This window comes from Caballeronia sordidicola, from assembly GCF_000729995.1.
GTDB lineage: Bacteria > Pseudomonadota > Gammaproteobacteria > Burkholderiales > Burkholderiaceae > Caballeronia > Caballeronia sordidicola_A.
Genome location: NZ_JNFG01000011.1, coordinates 286019 through 304188, shown reverse-complemented (window position 1 = coordinate 304188; position 18170 = coordinate 286019). Strand labels below are relative to the sequence as shown.

The 18170-nt window shown below is 59.8% G+C and carries 20 protein-coding genes; 18 read left to right on the top strand and 2 right to left on the bottom strand.

Features of this window, described 5'->3' with window-relative positions; all coding sequences use genetic code 11:
* Positions 1-12: 12 nt before the first annotated feature.
* Positions 13-1284: an NAD(P)/FAD-dependent oxidoreductase gene (locus FH08_RS0113020; RefSeq protein ID WP_051888219.1), complete on the top strand. Its 1272-nt coding sequence runs from the start codon at positions 13-15 to the stop codon at positions 1282-1284.
* A 291-nt stretch (positions 1285-1575) separates the two neighbouring features.
* Positions 1576-2571 (top strand): HTH-type transcriptional regulator ArgP, encoded by a 996-nt coding sequence (locus FH08_RS0113015; RefSeq protein WP_235210349.1) that lies wholly within the window; start codon positions 1576-1578, stop codon positions 2569-2571.
* 200 nt (positions 2572-2771) lie between these two features.
* Here FH08_RS0113015 and FH08_RS0113010 read toward each other — a convergent pair whose 3' ends face one another.
* Together FH08_RS0113010 and FH08_RS0113005 are read right to left on the bottom strand one after the other, a co-directional pair.
* A complete protein-coding gene (locus tag FH08_RS0113010; RefSeq protein ID WP_051888216.1) occupies positions 2772-4046 on the bottom strand; it encodes a hypothetical protein in 1275 nt (424 codons plus the stop codon).
* Positions 4039-4983 (bottom strand): fatty acid desaturase, encoded by a 945-nt coding sequence (locus FH08_RS0113005; protein WP_031358738.1) that lies wholly within the window; start codon positions 4981-4983, stop codon positions 4039-4041. Before FH08_RS0113005 ends, FH08_RS0113010 begins: the two co-directional genes overlap by 8 nt.
* A 199-nt stretch (positions 4984-5182) precedes the next feature.
* Here FH08_RS0113005 and FH08_RS0113000 point away from each other — a divergent pair, with 199 nt between their 5' ends.
* The 16 genes from FH08_RS0113000 (at position 5183) to FH08_RS0112925 (ending at position 18167) form a co-directional block, all read left to right on the top strand.
* Positions 5183-5581, top strand: coding sequence for an ACT domain-containing protein (locus tag FH08_RS0113000; protein ID WP_031358737.1), 399 nt, complete (start codon positions 5183-5185; stop codon positions 5579-5581).
* 251 nt (positions 5582-5832) lie between these two features.
* Positions 5833-6369 (top strand): hypothetical protein, encoded by a 537-nt coding sequence (locus FH08_RS0112995; protein WP_031358736.1) that lies wholly within the window; start codon positions 5833-5835, stop codon positions 6367-6369.
* Between the two features lie 125 nt (positions 6370-6494).
* Positions 6495-6728 (top strand): helix-turn-helix transcriptional regulator, encoded by a 234-nt coding sequence (locus FH08_RS0112990; protein ID WP_031358735.1) that lies wholly within the window; start codon positions 6495-6497, stop codon positions 6726-6728.
* A complete protein-coding gene (locus tag FH08_RS0112985) occupies positions 6721-7005 on the top strand; it encodes a hypothetical protein (protein ID WP_031358734.1) in 285 nt (94 codons plus the stop codon). Before FH08_RS0112990 ends, FH08_RS0112985 begins: the two co-directional genes overlap by 8 nt.
* A 332-nt stretch (positions 7006-7337) precedes the next feature.
* Positions 7338-7913 carry a hypothetical protein gene (locus tag FH08_RS49465; RefSeq protein WP_051888214.1) on the top strand — a complete coding sequence of 192 codons (576 nt, stop codon included), beginning with the start codon at positions 7338-7340 and terminating at the stop codon, positions 7911-7913.
* Complete coding sequence (locus FH08_RS0112975; RefSeq protein ID WP_031358732.1) at positions 7913-8566, top strand: lytic transglycosylase domain-containing protein; 654 nt, start codon at positions 7913-7915, stop codon at positions 8564-8566. The genes FH08_RS49465 and FH08_RS0112975 overlap by 1 nt, the downstream gene beginning before the upstream one ends.
* 50 nt (positions 8567-8616) lie before the next feature.
* A complete protein-coding gene (locus FH08_RS0112970; protein ID WP_268810827.1) occupies positions 8617-8958 on the top strand; it encodes a TrbC/VirB2 family protein in 342 nt (113 codons plus the stop codon).
* A 16-nt stretch (positions 8959-8974) separates the two neighbouring features.
* Entirely contained in the window at positions 8975-9331 is a 357-nt protein-coding gene (locus FH08_RS0112965) for a type IV secretion system protein VirB3 (RefSeq protein WP_235210348.1), read from the top strand.
* Between the two features lies 1 nt (position 9332).
* Positions 9333-11771, top strand: a complete 2439-nt coding sequence (locus tag FH08_RS0112960) for a VirB4 family type IV secretion/conjugal transfer ATPase (RefSeq protein ID WP_031358729.1) — start codon at positions 9333-9335, stop codon at positions 11769-11771.
* Positions 11768-12928 carry a type IV secretion system protein gene (locus tag FH08_RS0112955; RefSeq protein WP_031358728.1) on the top strand — a complete coding sequence of 387 codons (1161 nt, stop codon included), beginning with the start codon at positions 11768-11770 and terminating at the stop codon, positions 12926-12928. The genes FH08_RS0112960 and FH08_RS0112955 overlap by 4 nt, the downstream gene beginning before the upstream one ends.
* A 16-nt stretch (positions 12929-12944) precedes the next feature.
* Positions 12945-13640, top strand: a complete 696-nt coding sequence (virB5, locus tag FH08_RS0112950) for a P-type DNA transfer protein VirB5 (protein WP_031358727.1) — start codon at positions 12945-12947, stop codon at positions 13638-13640.
* Between the two features lie 213 nt (positions 13641-13853).
* Entirely contained in the window at positions 13854-14558 is a 705-nt protein-coding gene (locus FH08_RS0112945) for a virB8 family protein (RefSeq protein ID WP_031358726.1), read from the top strand.
* Entirely contained in the window at positions 14555-15385 is an 831-nt protein-coding gene (locus FH08_RS0112940) for a TrbG/VirB9 family P-type conjugative transfer protein (RefSeq protein WP_031358725.1), read from the top strand. The genes FH08_RS0112945 and FH08_RS0112940 overlap by 4 nt, the downstream gene beginning before the upstream one ends.
* Positions 15378-16643, top strand: coding sequence for a type IV secretion system protein VirB10 (virB10, locus tag FH08_RS0112935; protein ID WP_031358724.1), 1266 nt, complete (start codon positions 15378-15380; stop codon positions 16641-16643). The genes FH08_RS0112940 and virB10 overlap by 8 nt, the downstream gene beginning before the upstream one ends.
* Entirely contained in the window at positions 16640-17758 is a 1119-nt protein-coding gene (virB11, locus tag FH08_RS0112930) for a P-type DNA transfer ATPase VirB11 (protein WP_031358723.1), read from the top strand. Before virB10 ends, virB11 begins: the two co-directional genes overlap by 4 nt.
* Before the next feature lie 7 nt (positions 17759-17765).
* Positions 17766-18167, top strand: a complete 402-nt coding sequence (locus FH08_RS0112925; RefSeq protein ID WP_031358722.1) for a hypothetical protein — start codon at positions 17766-17768, stop codon at positions 18165-18167.
* Positions 18168-18170 lie beyond the last annotated feature (3 nt).

Below are 18170 nucleotides of genomic sequence, written 5' to 3'. Positions count from 1 at the left end.
GAGCATACTTTCATGAACACGGGTCCAAAGTCGACCATCGCGGCATCGTACGTCATTGTCGGTGCCGGTCAAGCTGGACGCCGAGCCGCAGAGACGATCAAAGAATTGAAGCCCGACGTCGACGTTCTGTTGATCGGAGATGAAGAACATCTACCCTACGATCGTCCCCCTCTGTCAAAACAGGTGCTGCTCAACGAGGAACACGAGGAGGGCGCGTTCATTAGAAAACGGGAGTTCTACGAGACCTCCGGTATTCGCTTACTTCTCGGCCGGTCCGTACAATCAATTGACCGGGATGCCCATCGAATCTATCTCACGGATGGTGGCCACGTTATTTTCGGTAAACTGCTGCTTGCAACCGGATCTCGGTCACGTAGGTTGACGTGCAATGTGGGAGAAGCATCCAAGGTTCACTATCTTAGGTCGCTTTCCGACGCGCGGCTGCTGCGAAAGGAGATGATTGACGGTCGAAGGATTGCCATTCTTGGGGGCGGTTTTATCGGGTTGGAGGTTGGAGCGGCGGCCCGGGCCTTGGGCTGTGACGTCACAATCGTTGAGCCTCAGGAACGACTGCTGAAGCGATCTTTGCCGGCGATCCTCGCGTCCAGCGTGCAGAAGCTACATGAGGCGATGGGTGTCAGATTTCTGATCGGGCGAACTCCGGTGTCGGTCGAAAGAAATGGCGATAATCAGGAGGTCGTCGATCTTGATGTGGGTGTCGTTACTGCGGATGTGGTTATCGCTGGCATTGGATCGCAACCAAACACGGAACTAGCCGAGACGGCTGGTCTAGAAGTAGAGAATGGCATCGTTGTCGACACCCGCTGCCGAACCTGCGATCCTGATATCTACGCCGCGGGTGACGTTACAGCGCACTTCAGTAGCCTTTTGGGTCGCCGTGTCCGCATAGAGGCCTGGCAGGTAGCGGAATATCAATCAGTCGTTGCCGCCAAAAATATGCTTGGCGATGACCAGGAGTACGAAGAGCTACCCTGGCTTTGGTCGGATCAGTATCAATGGAACATTCAGGCATTGGGATCCTTCGATCTTCCGGGAGAGATCTACGTTCGAGGCGATTCTGCTTCGAGTTGCTTTAGCGTGTGGAATGTCGGTCCCGAGGGGCAGGTGTACGCAGTAGCCGCCGTGAACAACGGCCGGGACATATCGGTTGCACGGAGGCTTCTTAAAGGTGGGGCTCGGCTGATCCCATCGAAGTTGCAGCAACCCGCATTGTCGCTGCGTGAATGCTGTAGTGGGCACACGAGAATGGCTTCAACCCCCTAGCGATTGAGCGTCAGTTATCCCACGTGGAGACAAACGTGGTGAAGCGGTCGTATAACCAAGCTGAATTCTTGTCAGAGCGTCAGAAGCTAATGCAAGTGTGGGCTGATTATCTCGACTCGATATATCAATGACGCGACTGTGCGTTAGCGTCCGTCAAGGTCCGTTTGCCAGTTAGCCCTAGTCCAACGGGGCCGCTCGCGCGCTGCCAGACGTGCAGCAACTCAATTGAGCGTTTCGGAGGTTGCCCGCTTTTTTTCTGCGATTAAGAATCGGAGCTGGAGCCGATAGTCCGTGTATCAATTCATGAATCCCTCCCAACTGCGCGTCTTTACATCAATTGCCGACACCGGTATGAGTTTTGATAGACACCAACTCGAAACATTTTCCGTGGTGATCGAGACGCGGCATTTCGGTCGAGCGGCTCGTTTGTTGAACGTAACTCGTGGAGCTGTATCGCAGCGGATCATAGCGCTAGAGGAAGCGTTAGGAACCCCTTTACTGGTACGTGACGGGGCTACGCCGACTCCTGCTGGGGAAACGGTGCTTCGGCATATCCAAGCGCTTAAGCTGCTCGAGGCAGACACCCTTCAGCGAATCAAACCAGAAGGAGCGACGCGGACAAGGATTTCTATCGCGGTCAACGCAGATTCATTAGCGACTTGGTTCGAGCCAATTGCCTGCACGATTGCCAAGGAAAACGTCGCACTCGAACTGATAGTGGACGATCAGGACTTCACCTTACCTGTGCTAATACGGGGTGAGGCGATCGGGTGTGTATCGACAGCGAGTAGAGCGCCCACCGGATTTGTGGCAGATGCCGTCGGCGCTATGAAGTACGAGTGCGTGTCTACGCCCTCATTCCGTAGAGCGCATTTTCCGCAAGGACTTACTCTGCACGATATTCTGGCTGCGCCTGCTGTGCTGTTTAATCGCAAGGACGGTCTACACACATTATTCGTCGAGCGCTTACTTGGATTTCCCATAAGCGGTTATGCCGCGCATTATTTTCCGTCGCCGGTAGCATTGCTTATGGCAGTGCGCGCAGGAGTGGGATACGGTCTCGTGCCGTCTATACAAGTTCAACCGCTCCTCGATTCAGGAGAACTGATTGCGCTTGCGCCAAATGACAGTGTGTTCGTCAATCTGTATTGGCATCACTGGGAAAAAGCACCGCCAAATGCTCAAGCTATCAGCGAACTGGTAATGCTTCATGCGCGAGCGGTTCTGACTCAACTGACTTCCGGCTCGACTGAAAGCCATGGCTCAAGCGGAAAGGAATCTGTTTGAGGAATCTCTGCGCCTCTCAAGTGTTGCTTGGCGAAGGGCGACAACGGTGCGGAACTGAAGCTACCTTGCCCATGGCCTTAAGCTTAAAACGCGCGAAAATTATTGACAAAGCGGCGTCGATTTTCCTTGCCGCCCGCGTTTGTCCGCATTGCACGGCGTCCTTGATCGCCCGCTGATGTTCATCAAGGGAAGGTTTCGGCTCAACGAGGATCGACTGGCTGATTCGATTTGCTTGAGGCAAACGCAGTCCACATCTGAGGCGCAAGCAAAACCGCGAGACAGAGTGGAGGCGACACAAACAGCGGAGTCGCTTCGGGCATCGCCACAACACCCGTCCAGCGTATCAAGTAGCAAGTGACTGCGATACCGCATCCGGTGGCGATCGAAGCATTCGCGGCCTTGTCGGACACGCGTATGCGCATCAGCCCGAGTCCTAGCAGCGGGCCGACGGCGGCGAGGTACACCATACCAAGGTCGACCATCGTATCGACAATACTCTGACCACGCATGGAGACGAGGGAGGCAAGGACGATCGGCAAGCTGCGCGACCACAACGGTTTTGTGATGAAGCGTGGGCCGAGCGTGGCAGTAGCATCAGACATCACCCGCAAAATTGAACAGCCGGAACCCAGGGCGGTTGTGAGCAGGATGACGGTGACGAGATCTCGGGTAGCGCTCGTTGGATGAAGCGACAAGCCGCGCATAAGAACGATTGGAACGGTCTGCGCTGGGTCGGCTACCACGTCCAGATGCCAGATCGGGTCCGCTGCAATCACTGCCGAAGCCGGAAGAAACCCAATTGTGAATACGACCATTGCCGCAAGCAAGGCGCCGATACGAGCCGTGGCCGGGGTGCGGGCTGCAATGATGAATTGCTGGTAGTCGGTGCCGCATATGACCATCGCCACGACGGACACCACAACATATACGCTATGGGAAGGAGGAAGAGGCCGAAGTGCATCGATAAATTGAGCGGGGGCGTGTAACCAGGCGACGAGTCCACCCGTTTCGACCAGTGAGTGCACGAGTACGACATTGCACGCGAGCATACAGAATGCAAATCCCGCGGAAAGCCATGAAAGCCGCATAAGTGACAGGCCAACCAGAAGCAGATCGGTCAACAGGATTGTGGAAGCCGGAGGCACGGTCGCTAGGGCAAGTAGCGATGATGCTCCGCGAATCTGTGCAGCGAGCACCCCGGTCATCCAGACGACCGATAAAAGCGCTACGTGGCTGCTGACGGAGGGACCGTACAGCTCAGCAAACCAATCCAAGAGGGATTGTCCGGCCGCCCAAAGCAAGGGCGCATAAAATGCGAGCACTGTCAGACCTAATGCGGTTGCTATCGCATACAGGCAGCTCGCCATACCTTGATGAATGGCTAATTCGCCGGTACCCAGAAGAAAGCCGATGCCGCAACCGGTCGAGACAAGCAGGCTCGCAACCTGCGCGGCGTTCAGGGTGCGATTAGTCATGATGTGCTCCCCAGCCGTTCACGCAAGCACGTGATCCTCTCACGTATGCCTCGCAGACAATGGATCGCTTTCTGAAAAGCGACACCTTCTGTAGTTGGGCGTGCACACGAGGCAAATGATGGTATGGGATGCGTGGAAACAGATGGTGCGTAAGGTGATAGCCGTTGTGATGCGGATGGATTAAGACCGACAGGAGACCGAGAGACGGAGTCTCACGTGTACGCAGAAAGATACCTCCAGACTCAAGCCCATAGTGGTCGATCATCTCCCGAAAGGCCGTGATGGCGTGAAACACACTGGCCTTCGCAGCTATCCATAAGGCGAGGAAAAAAATCGCGAAGTGCATGCCGACAAACATGTCGAGCATGCCTTCATAGGCAATCCACCACAAAGTAATCGCGAGCCATTGCGCGAGTGAGAGTCGCTTGCCGACAAGGTGTCCGAGTAGCGACGCAATCCAATTGGCTGGATCGCAGAGCACGCGAGCATAAGTGCTGAACCAGTGCCGTTGCTCATATTTGGCGCGGGGCAGATAGTCGGGATCGCGAACCGGATCGCCGAGCCAGGCATGGTGCTGCGCATGTTGAATACGATATCGAGTAAGGTCGCTGAAGAGTGGGGGAGCCAGTAGAAGCCGGGCTATCCAGTCATTGACTTTGCGCCGGGCGCTGAGGATTTGATGGCTGGCTTCGTGTAAAAGATTGCCTAACGCTCGTTGCCTGTTTCCGATTGCGAGGAGCGCAAGCACGGCCATGCATGCGCCGATCCGGTACGTGATCCATGCGGCAAAAATTATAATCGCCCAATCGAAGAAGATGGTGGCTAGCGATCGCAAAACGCTAGGAGGGCTGATCTGCCAGCTGGTGTGGGTCAATGCAACAGCGGCATGCATAGCGGACTGGTCCGCGATAACGGATGAAGATGAACGAAAACTCATGGTAGGTCCTCTCAATTAACAGAGTTCCCCCATGGCTTAACGCCCGAATTTGTAGTGCGAACGATTCGATAATAGGGTTCCGGTTGCGGCAGAGAGGGGTGGTTTAGTATTTAAAGACAGGGTGTAAAATTTCTAAACGAAGCAGGGTGAGCGTCACTCCGACCGCACGGTCGTCAGTGTGCTTGTAGAGGAGGATCCGTTGAGCGAAAGAGATCTTGTGAAGCTGTGCGCAAGCCTGAATTCTGTCATGGCGCAGCCGGTCTATGTCTACTGTTCATTCATTGACTTCAGTTTGCCCGCTGGGCTGGCGGCTTTCTGCACCGTTCGAGAGGAGGAAGGCCTGACTGCAGTTGTAGAGCGGTCGGATGCAGAGCGCTTGCGTCTGCCATATACCTTCGAGTCGCGGTTGATTACGTTGTCGGTCCATTCAAGTCTTGAAGCAGTTGGATTTATCGCGGTGATCAGTCGCACGCTCGCTCAGGCCGGTATCCCCTGCAATGCAATTGCAGGCTATTGCCATGATCACATTCTCGTCCCCGTCGACAGAGCCGAAGAAGCGATGAGCCTTCTGAATGAGATTGCAGCTGGATCGAGGTGATAGCCGTCAGCTTCGGGATTGCGACACCCTAGCGTTGGATGCGGTTATTTTTTCTGTACTTCGGTCAATATTTGTAGCGCTTACATAATCAATCTTGCCTCAGTGTGGTGCATTTAATAGATTAGAGGAATGCAGTCTCAGTCGGGGCGGTTCTCGAGGAGGCAGCTATTAGCGCTTTCCGGTAGAGCCACGCCGTGATCTGTGTCCGTGTCGCTGTTGAATGATCACGCAGAACTGAAGGGCAGGGAAATATGTGCGAATCGACTAACAACAATCAGGGCCCGGTATTTCACGAGACTGATGCGCAGCACGAGCTTGAAAACTCGCGGCGCCGAGCCGAGGAATCTCATGCCTTGATCGGCCGCCTGACGGCTCGTCTTAGAGGGCGTGATCGACGTATCCAGTTGCTGGAACTCGCCATTGCGAGGACAGCAGTCATGCATCATGTATGGTCCGCACACCTCGAGCGCAAGCTGGAGCGGTCTCCTGTGGCTGACACCGCGGGACCGGCCGTCAAACCCGTTATCGCGCCCGAGCACGAAAGCGGCGTGATCGTCCATCTTCCCCACTTGACACGGACGCTCGAGGCGCTATTCGACGTTATGCGGGAGCATTGGACGGAGTGGGATCCCGAGCGACTACCGAAATCGTCCACCGTCGCCCGTGCGATCGACCAGAGGCTGGGCCTGAAGGGACAGGTCAACGGCGAAGCCTCGCGCAGCGCCCAGACCTTTGCGGCCGCCCTGAGGCCGGATTCGGTCAACGACACGGACGGTCGCCATCGCTGAACGCGTGCTGAACTCTCTTCCCGACGGGACATTCCGACGACATGACGGAATTGTCCGTCAGTGCCTCCTGCTGTTTGAATAGGACCTGTGCAGCAACTTATTCAAGCGCAGTGGCGGAGGTGGGAATGACAGTTCAATTGCGAGGGGCCGGCGCGATATTGCGACGCGGCCAGGTCGAAAAGGAAGTCGGCCTGAAGCGCTCGACCATCTACCAACGGATGCAGGAAGGGACGTTCCCGCGTCCGATCCGTCTTGGTGAGCGGGCTGTTGGCTGGCGGGCATCGGATATCGAGCAATTTCTCGAAGACCCCGCTGGTTATCGTGTCCCCTTTCTGGAAGACGAGGCGCGCGATGCTTGAGCAGCGCGCGTGGCGTTCGCTCGACGCCCGCCTGGATAACTGGGCCAATGCGAATCGCGGTACCTATGATGCGATCGATGCTGCCCGCATCGAGCGGGCGTGGCAAAGGCTTGCCACGCGTGAACGGGATGTGCTGCGCATGGTGTATCTGTGGCACGCCGGTCGTGAAGTGGTCTGCCGCCGACTCAAGATTCCAAGGCATCCGTGGTGTCGGTATGAGTTTGAACTGGCATCGGCCAAGCAGGCGTTAGCGAGTTCGCTGGCGAGGACATCGTGAAGTAGCAAGGCCTAGCAATCTGCTAGAAAAACGGAAGCCGATGTCCCACGGAAGTCACTCGCGTGTCGACAGTATCGCTCCGCTCGTAACCTGACAATCTGTTCCGGTCAACGTGCCAATCTACGATGGGTACAACCGAGTACGCGTAAGCGGCCCCGACGTAATAACGGATGCGTGTATAGAGGACATATCACGACCGGAACCTGCATTCGCAGGCTTCCTGTTCCTCCCGACTGATCCCCCTTGAGCCCGCGGTCAGCCTCCCGGCGCCGCGGGTTCCTTTTTCCCGCTTCCGTTTGCACACGTCGGTGTTGCATGGATGGAAGCCGATCATGAAACGGTTCACATGGGTAGTGGAAGTGTTGCCAGCGCAAACGACGGGCGGGTTCCTGCGCCGGTGGTCGCTTTCCCTGTCGGTGCTCGGCGTCGCGTCGATCTTTGCGCCGTGCGCGGCGTACGCCGACGACTGGGGCTGTCAGGTGCTGCTTTGCCTGTCCAATCCCGGTGGACCCGAACAATACAGTGCGTTTGTGCCGCCCATCGAGAAGCTTTGGAGCGCGTTGCGCCACGGTGACCCCTTTCCGACCTGTGCTTTTGGCATAGGCGGCTCGCATGGGACGTCAGCGACCGACACCTTCGCGAGCGGCGGCTATTGCCGGGAGGATTTCCTGTATTGGGGCGGTCCCGAGCAAAGCGAACTGCTGTGCCGCGCTACCGGGGCGATCAATGTCGATATCGACAATCAACTCTACACCCGAGTCTGGTGGGATGTCATCGGCCAGGACCGCACGATCACAGAGTTCTACGGAGCAGGCAGCACGCAGATGCCGTATGACCCGTCGCAGTCCGCCGCGCTGTTTCTGAGGCAGACCGAACAGCAAAACAACTTCGGCGGCGGAGGCCAATGATGCTCCCGTTCGACTTCATCACGCTCTCGCAGCAGTGCGCGCCGCTGGTTTCACCGGTCACGATGGCGGCGATTGTCCGCACCGAGTCTGGCTTTAACCCGTATGCGATTGGCGTCGTGCGCGGCCGCTTGGTGCGTCAGCCGGCGAGCTTGGCCGAGGCGGTGGCTACGACGCATGCACTCGCTGCCGGTGGCTGGAACTTCAGCGTAGGACTCGCGCAGATCAACCGTGCGAACTGGGCTCGATATGGATTGAGCGAGCAAAGCGCCTTTGACCCATGCCGCAACCTGGCAGCGGGCGCCGCGATCCTGCAGGGCTGTTTCGAACTGGCGCGGCGTGCGCGAACCGATACGTCGAGTGACTCGCAGTCGGTCCTCTTCGCGAGCTTGTCCTGCTATGCCAGTGGCAATTTATCCACGGGCTATCGCACCGGTTACGTGCAGCGCGTGGTCGATAGCGCAGGAACGGTGGCGCGGTCATCGACGGCTGTCGTCGTGCCAACGATTACCGCAATTCGCGTCGTTCCGGTCGACTCAGAGGTGTCTACCCAGCCGGCGCGATCTCAACCGGCCAGACATCCGGTATCGGAACCTTCAGAAATCGTACCCAGTAGACCCGACGGTGATTTGAACCGCAGCGCCGTGGTTTTCTAGCTCGGCCTTCCAACTAAAGCAAAGTCATTTCAAACAGATAGGAGTTTATCGTGAAATTAGGATCACTGATTAGTAAGTGGGGTAATTCGTCCCCCGAAAAACGGGTTCGTGGCAGCAACCGTGCGATACGGCGCACCGTTGCCACGTGCGCGGCACTCCTGATGGCTTCTCCTGCCTGGGCACAACTGTCCCAAGTTAACACGCTCCTGAGCACGATCCAGACAACCCTGCTCGGCGTGGGTGGCGTGATCTGCTCGATCTCGATCATCTGGGCGGGCTTCCGGATGATGTTCCAGCATGCCCGCTTCGGCGACATCGCGAACGTGTTTATCGGCGGGGTCTTCGTTGGGTGCGCGACTGTGATCGCCGGCATGTTGATTCCGACGACCTGATCCGGGGCAACGAATCATGAATCCGCTCATGAACCCGCTTATGAACTCACTTACCAACCCACTTAGGGATCCCGTCTTTAAGGGCTGTACGCGCCCGGCGATGCTCTGGGGCGTACCACTCGTGCCATTCCTCATCGTTGGCGGCGGCATGCTAATTCCAGCCATCTGGGCGCTGCTCGCGAGTCCGCCGCTTGGCGTCGGACTGCTGTTCTTGATATTTCCAATGTTCGTTGCGATGCGCATCATCACCCGCCGCGATGATCAGCGTCTCGCGCAATACGCACTGCGCCTGCGGTTGGTCTTCCGCCAGCGCAACCGTCGCTTCTGGGGCAGCCATGCCTATCTGCCCGTCCGCCTTAAGAGGAGGGCGTAACATGCCGGCCAACCTGAAATACGGCAGCGTTGCGAATCGTGAGGTTGCGCTTGCCGACACGATCCCGTACTCGACCCATGTCACGGATCGGATCATCAAGACGCGCGAAGGCGACTATCTGCTGATTTGGAAACTGGCGGGCATCGCGTTCGAAGCAGCTGATCCGGCTGACATCCTTGCGCGTCACGACGGCTTCAATCAACTGGTTCGGGCGCTGCCTGGCGGCCACGTGGCACTCTGGTCGCATCGTCTGCGCCGACGTGTTTCGGACCACTTCGCCACGCCGTACGGGAATCGCTTCTGCCAGGAGCTCGCCACACGCTACTACGCGAGCTTTGCCGAGTACCGGATGATGGCCAACGAGCTTTATCTGACCCTCGTCTATCGGCCCCACCGCACAAAGGTCGGACGCGTCTTCAGCCGCGCCGTTCGCCGTACGCGCGAGGACATCCGGCGCGACCAGCAGGAAGCACTCAAGGCGATGGACGAACTCGCCGCGCAGGTCGAGTCAAGCCTGAAACCCTATGATCCGGTGACGCTCGGGGTCTATCGCAAGTTGAGCCCGAACACGAAGCGGCTCCGCCGGTTCTCGTCGGCGCTGGAACTGCTCGGCTATCTCGTCAATGGCGTCTGGGAGTCGGAGCCTGTTCCCGCCGGATCGATCCGTGAAGCGTTGCCGACTTCACGCCTCTTTGTTGGCGTCGAAAAGGTCGAGATCCGCATGCCGGCCGCAACGCGTCACGCTGCGCTGCTCGACCTGAAGGATTATCCCGAGGAAACCGAGCCCGGCATGCTTAACGGCTTGCTGTACGGCGACTTCGAATATATCGAGACGCAGAGCTTCACCATTCTCGACAAGCCCAGTGCAAAGGAAGCGCTTGAGCGGCAGCGCAACCAGCTTATCGCTGGAGAGGATGTGGCCATCTCCCAGGTCGAGGCGATGGATCAGGCGCTCAACGACCTGATTAACGGCGATTTCGTGCTTGGCGAGTATCACTATTCGCTCACGGTGCTTGCGGACACGGCCGAGGAGGTGTCGAAGCATGTCGCGAAGGCACGCACGCAATTGGCCGGTGCGGGGTTCCAGACGGCACTGATCGATCTCATAGCCGACGCCGCGTGGTTCGCGCAGTTACCGGGCAACTGGCGCTACCGGCCAAGGGAGGCGAAGCTCACGTCCCGCAATTTCTGCGGCCTGTCCAGCATGCACAATTTTGCGACGGGTAAACGCGACGGCAATCCATGGGGCGAGGCGATCACGATCGTCAAGACGCCGAGCGGCCAGCCGTTGTATCTCAATTTCCACGTGACGGCGGAGAAACAGGACTCGGCCGACGAGAAGGCGCTTGCCAACACACAGATCATCGGCCAGGCCGGTGCTGGCAAGACGGTGCTTGAGTTGTTCCTGCTCGCCATGGCGATGAAGTCTGGTTTGACCGCCGTGCTGTATGACAAGGACCGGGGTACCGAGATCGCCATCCGAGCGATGGGCGGTATCTATACGGTATTTCGCCGAGGTGAGCCGACCGGACTGAATCCGTTCCAGCTGATGCCCGACGCATCGGTGCTCGACTTCTGGGAGCGGCTCGTGCGCAAGCTCGTCGACATGGGTACGCCGTTGTCCGCGAGGGATGAGCTCGACATATCGCGCGCAGTGCACGAAGTCGCCCGCATGGATAAGTCGCTGCGGCGGCTCTCAATGGTTCGGCAACTGCTGCCGAATGTGGGGGAGAACAGCCTGCACGCGCGGCTCGCTAAATGGTGCGTGGGCGGACGGCTTGGCTGGGTGCTCGACAATCCAGCCGATTGCGTGGATCTCACGCGCGCGAGTCTCTTCGGTTTTGACGATACCGAACTGCTCGACGATGCAGAAGTGTCGACGCCCGTCACGATGTACCTGCTGCATCTGACGGAAAGCCTGATCGACGGTCGACGTTTCATCTATGTGATGACGGAGTTCTGGAAACGGCTCGGTGACCCCGTCTTCACGGACTTCGCGAAGAATAAGCAAAAGACGATCCGCAAGCAAAACGGCTTGGGAATTTTCGACACACAGTCCCCGGCTGACGTGCTGCGCAGCGATATCGCGCGCGCACTGATCGAACAAAGCGCGACGTTCTTCTTCCTGCCGAACCCGCGGGCAGACTTCGATGATTACGTGCACGGCTTCAAGCTTACCGAGGCCGAGTTCAACATTGTCCGCAATCTTGGTGAGAACAGCCGCATGTTTCTCGTCAAGCAGGGCCATCGTTCGGCCATCGGCCGGCTCGATCTCGCGGGGCTGGGCGATGTGCTTGATGTGCTGTCCGGCACGACCGATAACGTGGAGCTGCTCGATACGATTCGCGCGCAGGTCGGGGACGACCCCGATGTGTGGCTGCCAGTCTTCCACGCCGAACTTGCAAAACGTCGCGCGGCGCAGAAGGGAGGTGTGCGATGAGCGGCCTCTTTAGCGCGATCGGCGGCACGCTCGAAAACGGCATGTCGACCTACGTGACGAACGTGTCGTCGGCTCTCGCCAGCGCACTCGTTCCAGTCGCGACCACGGCCGTCACGATCTGGGTCATTGCCTATGGTCTGGCGATCGTGCGGGGCGAGGCGCACGAGGCGGTGCCGGCCTTCGCATGGCGTGGGCTCAAGGTCGCCGCCATCCTCGCGTTTGCACTCGGAAGCGGCATCTATCAGGAGCAGGTCGTGGCCGCGGTGAGCGGCGCGACGTCGGGCCTCGCCCAGACGATTCAGAACGCGGCCAATACGACGGGTGGCGGCAATCCCGGATGCGGGTCGCTCAGCGGCAGCAGCGTGACGGCGGCGAGCGCCAACAGCATCTACCAGACGCTCGACTGCTATGACCAGCAGATCGATCTCGTGCTGGACGCTTACTCGGAGAAGGCCACGCACGAGGCGTTCAGCCCCAGCGGGATTGCCGCCGCCATTGGCGACACGGTGTGCGGGTTCGTGGCAGCGATTGGCGGCGCAATTTTCCTGATCGTGCTCGCGTTCGAGGTCGTGATGGGCCGCATGCTGCTCGATCTGGTGCTCGGGCTCGGACCGATCTTTATTGCCTGCGCCGCGTTCGCGCCGACTGCGCGCTTCTTTGAGGCGTGGACCGCGAAGGTCGCGAACTACGCCCTACTGCAGGTGCTGGTGGCGGCGTTCCTGGGCATGGCCCTCACGGCTTTTTCAACCGAGCTCGCACCGTTCCAGGTGACGACATCATCGCCCGGTGCAAATGCATCCTCACTCGTCGCGGCCGGTCAGGCGGCATTGGAAGCGTCGGCAGCGTGGGGCGCGGCACTCGGCATGTTTGCGACCGCGATTTTCCTGGCAATGGTCGGTTGGCAATTGCCGTCCGTGGCGTCAGGGCTATCGGGTGGCGCCACCGTATCCGGATTCGGCGCGTTCGTGGCAGGCGTCGCATCGCGCCGCTTTGCGACAGCGATTGGACAGGCGCTGACCCGCGGCGGAGGTGGCCCGCGCTCAGGCGGCAAGATTCGCGGCCAGAACGGTCCGGGGGGCGGTGGAATGGCGTCAAGTAATGGGGCGTTACCCGCGTACCAACGGGTCGCGCGCGCCAATCTGGGACAGGGCAGTTGAGTGTGAGGTGACGATCATGACAGGACGATTCAAGGTAGCCGGTGCGGCAATCGCGGGGGCAGTGCTTTCCTCTGTTGGCCACGCCCAGGGCATCCCAGTATTCGACGCACAGAACGTGATCCAGGCGATTGCGACGGTGGCGCAGCTTGAGCAGCAGGTTCAGCAGGAGATCCAGATCTACCAGTCCACGGTCGGCACGCGCGGTTTCGGTGCGCTACTGACCAATCCGGTGGTCGCGAACTCGCTGCCGTCGAACTGGCAGAGTGTCTACACGGCGGTACAGAAAGGAGGTTACGCCGGGCTCACGGGCGGCGCCCAGGCGCTGCGTTCGGCGAGCGAGATCTACAACTGCGCAGACCAGGCCGGCATCGACCAGCAGGTGTGCCAGCGTGCGCTGAACAAGCCGTTCCAGGACAAGGCGTTCGGCATGCAGGCGTATCAGACCGAGTTGCAGGAGCTGAACCAAATTCAGAGCCTGATGCAGCAGATCGACGTCACGCAGGATCCAAAAGGTGTGGCTGAACTGCAGGCGCGCATCCAAAGCGAATCCACGACGGTGGGCAACGAGATGACGAAGCTGCAGCTTTTCCGGATGTTGGCCGAGACGGAAGACAGGCTCGTCGCCGAGCAGCAAAGCGAACTAGTGCTGAGCCGGGCAGGGAACACCACCCGGTTGCAGGACAAGATGGTACCGGCCTCGTTCGGTAACTGAGGATACGATCATGCGCAAATTCCCATCTGTATTTCTCGCAATAAATTTCGTTATCTTTACGAGTGGATGCTCTTCGGGACCACCGAAGCCCGCCCTGCCGGACGGATCCCATCGGATGCCCGTCAACAGCGTGCGCGTCAACCGCGTGCCACCGGTTCCGGCGTCCTCCGTTTCGCCAGCCTTGCCTGACGCACCGGCCCACGGAGGTGGACGATGAGCCCGCCCGACGACTACGGGCGCGTCCTCGACATCGAGGCGTCCCTCACGCACCTGCAGGAGCGCTCTGAGCGCCGAGCCTGGCATGTCGCTTACGGCGCGGCCGGCGTGGCGGTATTGAGTGTCATGGCACTTGCCGTCATGGTGCCGTTCTACCGGGTTGTGCCGTTACCGATCGAGGTTGATCGGCTGACGGGCGAATCGCAGGTGATCGATGTGCTCGACGCGCGCCACGTCCATACGAAGGAGATCCAGGACAAGCACTGGGTCGAGGCATACGTGCGCACCCGCGAGCGCTACGACTGGGGCCTGCTGCAGATGGATTACGACAGCGTGCTGGCCATGAGCGATGACGTGGTGGCGCGCGACTACCGTGGCGTCTATAGCGGCCCGGATGCGCTGGACCGGCAGATCGGGCCAACCACTGAGCGGCGCGTGCGGATTATCTCAACCACGCTGCCGCCCGACGAACCGGGTCGTGCAATCGTGCACATCGAGCGCACGACGTTCAAGAACGGCCTCGCGAATGCGGAGCCCCCGCAGCGCTTCGTGATCACGCTCGCGTACACCTACCGGCCGCCAGTCTTTACTCGCGAAAGCGTTGCCGTTGCAAACCCGTTCGGCTTCAAGGTAACGGCCTATAGCCGCGATTCCGAATACACGCCACCGGCCTCGTCCGCGGCTGCGGGAGGTACACCATGAAACCGCTTTCTCTGATAGTGCTCTGGCTCGTCGGGCTAATGATTACGAGCCCCGTTGCTCGTGCCTATGACTTGCCAGGCTGGTCCGACGATTCGCGCGTCCGACAGATAGTGTATGCACCCGATGCTGTCGTGCGTATCCAGGCTCAGCGTGGCTTTGCCACCCATATTGCGCTCGATCCGCATGAGCAGATCCAGGTCGTGGCGCCCGGTGATCGCGACGGCTGGCAAGTGGTGGCGAACAAGGGCGACCACGACGTGTACCTGAAGCCACAACTCGCCGCCCACGACTCGAATCTCGAGATACGCACCGACAAACGCAGCTACAGTTTCGATCTGTTGGTGCTGCCCGTGAAGGCGAAGTTCGGTGCCGGCGACGAGATGTATCGCGTGACGTTCGTGTACCCGGACGAGGTGAAAGCGAAGGCGCACGCCGAAACGGATGCTGAAATTGTCGCGCGGCGCGTGGGCGAGCCGCCCGTGGTGCGCAACACCCGGTATTCGATGCAGGCGATGTTGCATTCCGACGACATCGCGCCTACGGCGGCGTGGGACGACGGACGGTTCACCTATATCCGCATCCCGAACAATCGGCGCGTTCCCGCAATCTTTCGAGTCGCGGATGACGACACCGAAAGCGTGGTCGACCGGCACATGGAGGACGACACGATCGTGGTCCACGAGGTGGCTAAGCGGTTCGTGCTGCGTCTCGGTGACGAGGTCGTCGGTATCTGGAACGACGCGTACGACATGGACGGCGTACCACCGCATGACGGTACGACGGTCGTGGGTGTGAAGCGAGTCTTGCGGGGTCACGGCGATGAATAACGATACCCGCAACACGATCGAGCCGGATGATTCCAGCGACCGTAGTCAGGCTGGGCACGACCGGGATTCCGCTAGCTCGTCCGAGGTGCTCACAGATCGTGGCATGCCGGCTCTCGGACAGTACCGGAGGACGCGCCCGCGGGCCTGGTGGCTGACACCCCTCGTCGTCATCCTCCTAGCGGGCGGCGGTGCGATCTGGACGATCCATGCGTTCCTAGCCCGTCATGATGCAGAAAACAAATCTCGTCGGGATGCGATGGCGCAGACGCCGGCACAGGGCCGGGTGTTCAGGGATGGTCCGGTCGCAGCGAGTGCGGCATCCGCATCGCTCGTGGCGAGTGCACCTGTCCCGACGTCAGAACCGAGGCAGGTGCCGACCGTGGTCCGATCGCCTGCAACGGTTGCGCATCCAATATCTGCGCGCAGCTACTACGATGCGCCGCTGCTTGCGACAGGTAGCACGTCCGGAGCGGGCGGCCATGCGGGGAGCGTGCCGAACGAACCCGGCGCGTTGGTGTCGGAAGGTGTTTCGGATGGTGTCACGGGAGGTGCTACGTCTGTACCGGCAATCGTCTCGGGCCGCCCGATCAGCACAGCCGGACAGGGTGGACCGGGAACACTCGCCCAGGCGTTGACGCCAATTTCCACGCCGCGAGTCCGGGCGGGTACGCTCGGCAACCGCAGCTTGGTCCTCGCGCAGGGAGCCAAGATTGACTGCGCAGGCGACACCGCTTTCGATTCAACCGAAGCGGGACTGTCTACCTGCACCGTGACGAAGAATGTCTACTCCGACGACGGCCGCGTGGTGCTGATTGAACGGGGCTCGCAAATTAATAGCCAGTACCGGACGAACGTCTCGCCGGGGCAGAAACGGACCTTCATTCTGACGGCACGGATTGAGACGCCGCATGGTGTGACCGTCGAGATCGATTCGCCGGCAGCCGATGCACTTGGTCGCATGGGGATCAACGGCTACGTGGACAACCACTGGGGCGCGCGTTTCGGGGCGGCAATGCTGCTCGGCGTGACCCAGGACGCCATCGGCTATCTGGCGACGCGCGGTGGAAACAGCAATGGCTCTGTCGTCTACGAGAACACGCAGCAGCAGGGCAACGACATGGCCACGCGGGTGCTCGACAGCACGATCAACATCCCGCCGACGCTGACACAAAATCAGGGCGCCGAATTCACGATCGTTGTGGCGCGGGATCTCGATTTCGGATCGGTCTATGCGCTGCAGCCGGAGGGTGCGCGATGATCGCCCGTACTGACATGCAGGATCAGTCGAGAGACGCGGTGCTGGCTCGGCTTCCCGACGATGCATCCGTGCTGGAGCTGATGCGGCCGTTTGCGCGATTGCTGGAAGACGCCGGCGTTACCGAACTTGTCATCAACCGGCCACAGCGCGTGCTGACCGAATCGCATCGCGGCTGGCATGGCTACGACTACACCGATCTCGATTACGAGCGCTTGATGTCGTTTGCGGTGGCCGTCGCGACGCTCACGAACCAGGAAGTCTCGGCGCAACATCCCGTCCTTTCCGCATTGCTACCGGGTGATGCTCGTATCCAGATCGTGGTGCCGCCAGTCGTACCGCCGCGCACGGTATCGGTCACTATCCGCCGGCCGTCCGCACGCGAGAAAACGCTCGACGCGTACCGGGACGAGGGGCTCTTCGACGATACGGTCTGGCATCGCCCGGATGGGCTCGACGCGGCATTGCCCATGCTGCGCCCTGCTGATCGCAAGCGGGTCCACTGTCTGGAAGCGCGCGATTGGGGCGCGTTCTTTGAGCTTGCCGTAACAGGGCGGCTCAACATCGCGATCGTCGGCAATACGGGGTCCGGCAAGACCAGTTTCATGAAGACCCTGTGCCGGTCGATCCCGGCGACCGAGCGAATCGTGACGATCGAGGATGTGCGTGAGTTGTTCATCCGGCACATCGAGAACTGCGTTCATCTGCTGTACAGCAAGGGAGGTCACGGCCAAGCGTGCGTGACACCGGCCGACTTGATCGCGAGCACGATGCGTATGCGACCCGACCGGGTGCTGCTCGCCGAACTGCGTGGCGCTGAGGCCTACGATTTCCTGAAGCTTCTGACAACGGGACACTCGGGCTCGATCACGAGCTATCACGCATCAAGTGCCACGGTCGCGATCGAGCGCTTTGCGCTGATGGCAAAAGAGCACCCTGAAGCTGCAGCTTACGACGATGCGGCGTTGAAGCGCCTGCTCTTTCTGACCATAGATGTGGTGGCGCACATGGAGGCGCATGCCGTCTACGACGAAGCGGGTGAGCAGACGGCCAAGCGCTGGAGCATGACGGAAGTCTGGTTCGATCCGGTGGGCAAGGCCCGCACGACATTCGTGTGAGGGCCGTATGGGCAAAAACCGTCTTTCCCTGACTCATCCCGAAGCTGCCAATGCCGTTGGGCATCACGTGCGGACCGCCGTAATCACGATTGCTGCGCTGGCGTTTCTCGCCGGAGCCCTGCTGGCGTCGCTGTGGCTCGCGTCCTTCTTCCTGTATGCCAGCCTACGGGTGAATCCACTTCGCGCAGGACTGTGGGGCTGGCCCGATGCGTTGCTCGCCTGGCATGACGGCCGGATGTTAAATGATGGCCGGCGTTTGACAGGCGCGGCGCTGTTGGGCGCACTCGTCGCAGTAGGTGGCCCTGGGATGGGGCTGTATTCGCTGGTGACGAGTACCGGGCGGCGGCGCCTCTACGGCAGTGCCCGGTTTGCCAGCGAAGCTGAAATCCGCGCGGCGGGGTTGCTATGAACG

Bases quoted from the DNA above. Each gene is read 5' to 3' on its own strand.
- FH08_RS49465 (WP_051888214.1), top strand. From the start codon at position 7,338: ATGAAACGGTTCACATGGGTAGTGGAAGTGTTGCCAGCGCAAACGACG.
- FH08_RS0112985 (WP_031358734.1), top strand. From the start codon at position 6,721: ATGCTTGAGCAGCGCGCGTGGCGTTCGCTCGACGCCCGCCTGGATAAC.
- FH08_RS0112940 (WP_031358725.1), top strand. From the start codon at position 14,555: ATGAAACCGCTTTCTCTGATAGTGCTCTGGCTCGTCGGGCTAATGATT.
- virB11 (WP_031358723.1), top strand. From the start codon at position 16,640: ATGATCGCCCGTACTGACATGCAGGATCAGTCGAGAGACGCGGTGCTG.
- virB5 (WP_031358727.1), top strand. From the start codon at position 12,945: ATGACAGGACGATTCAAGGTAGCCGGTGCGGCAATCGCGGGGGCAGTG.
- FH08_RS0113010 (WP_051888216.1), bottom strand. From the start codon at position 4,046: ATGACTAATCGCACCCTGAACGCCGCGCAGGTTGCGAGCCTGCTTGTC.
- virB10 (WP_031358724.1), top strand. From the start codon at position 15,378: ATGAATAACGATACCCGCAACACGATCGAGCCGGATGATTCCAGCGAC.
- FH08_RS0112995 (WP_031358736.1), top strand. From the start codon at position 5,833: ATGTGCGAATCGACTAACAACAATCAGGGCCCGGTATTTCACGAGACT.
- FH08_RS0112925 (WP_031358722.1), top strand. From the start codon at position 17,766: ATGGGCAAAAACCGTCTTTCCCTGACTCATCCCGAAGCTGCCAATGCC.
- FH08_RS0112975 (WP_031358732.1), top strand. From the start codon at position 7,913: ATGCTCCCGTTCGACTTCATCACGCTCTCGCAGCAGTGCGCGCCGCTG.
- FH08_RS0112960 (WP_031358729.1), top strand. From the start codon at position 9,333: ATGCCGGCCAACCTGAAATACGGCAGCGTTGCGAATCGTGAGGTTGCG.
- FH08_RS0112955 (WP_031358728.1), top strand. From the start codon at position 11,768: ATGAGCGGCCTCTTTAGCGCGATCGGCGGCACGCTCGAAAACGGCATG.
- FH08_RS0113005 (WP_031358738.1), bottom strand. From the start codon at position 4,983: ATGAGTTTTCGTTCATCTTCATCCGTTATCGCGGACCAGTCCGCTATG.
- FH08_RS0112990 (WP_031358735.1), top strand. From the start codon at position 6,495: ATGACAGTTCAATTGCGAGGGGCCGGCGCGATATTGCGACGCGGCCAG.
- FH08_RS0112965 (WP_235210348.1), top strand. From the start codon at position 8,975: ATGAATCCGCTCATGAACCCGCTTATGAACTCACTTACCAACCCACTT.
- FH08_RS0112945 (WP_031358726.1), top strand. From the start codon at position 13,854: ATGAGCCCGCCCGACGACTACGGGCGCGTCCTCGACATCGAGGCGTCC.
- FH08_RS0113020 (WP_051888219.1), top strand. From the start codon at position 13: ATGAACACGGGTCCAAAGTCGACCATCGCGGCATCGTACGTCATTGTC.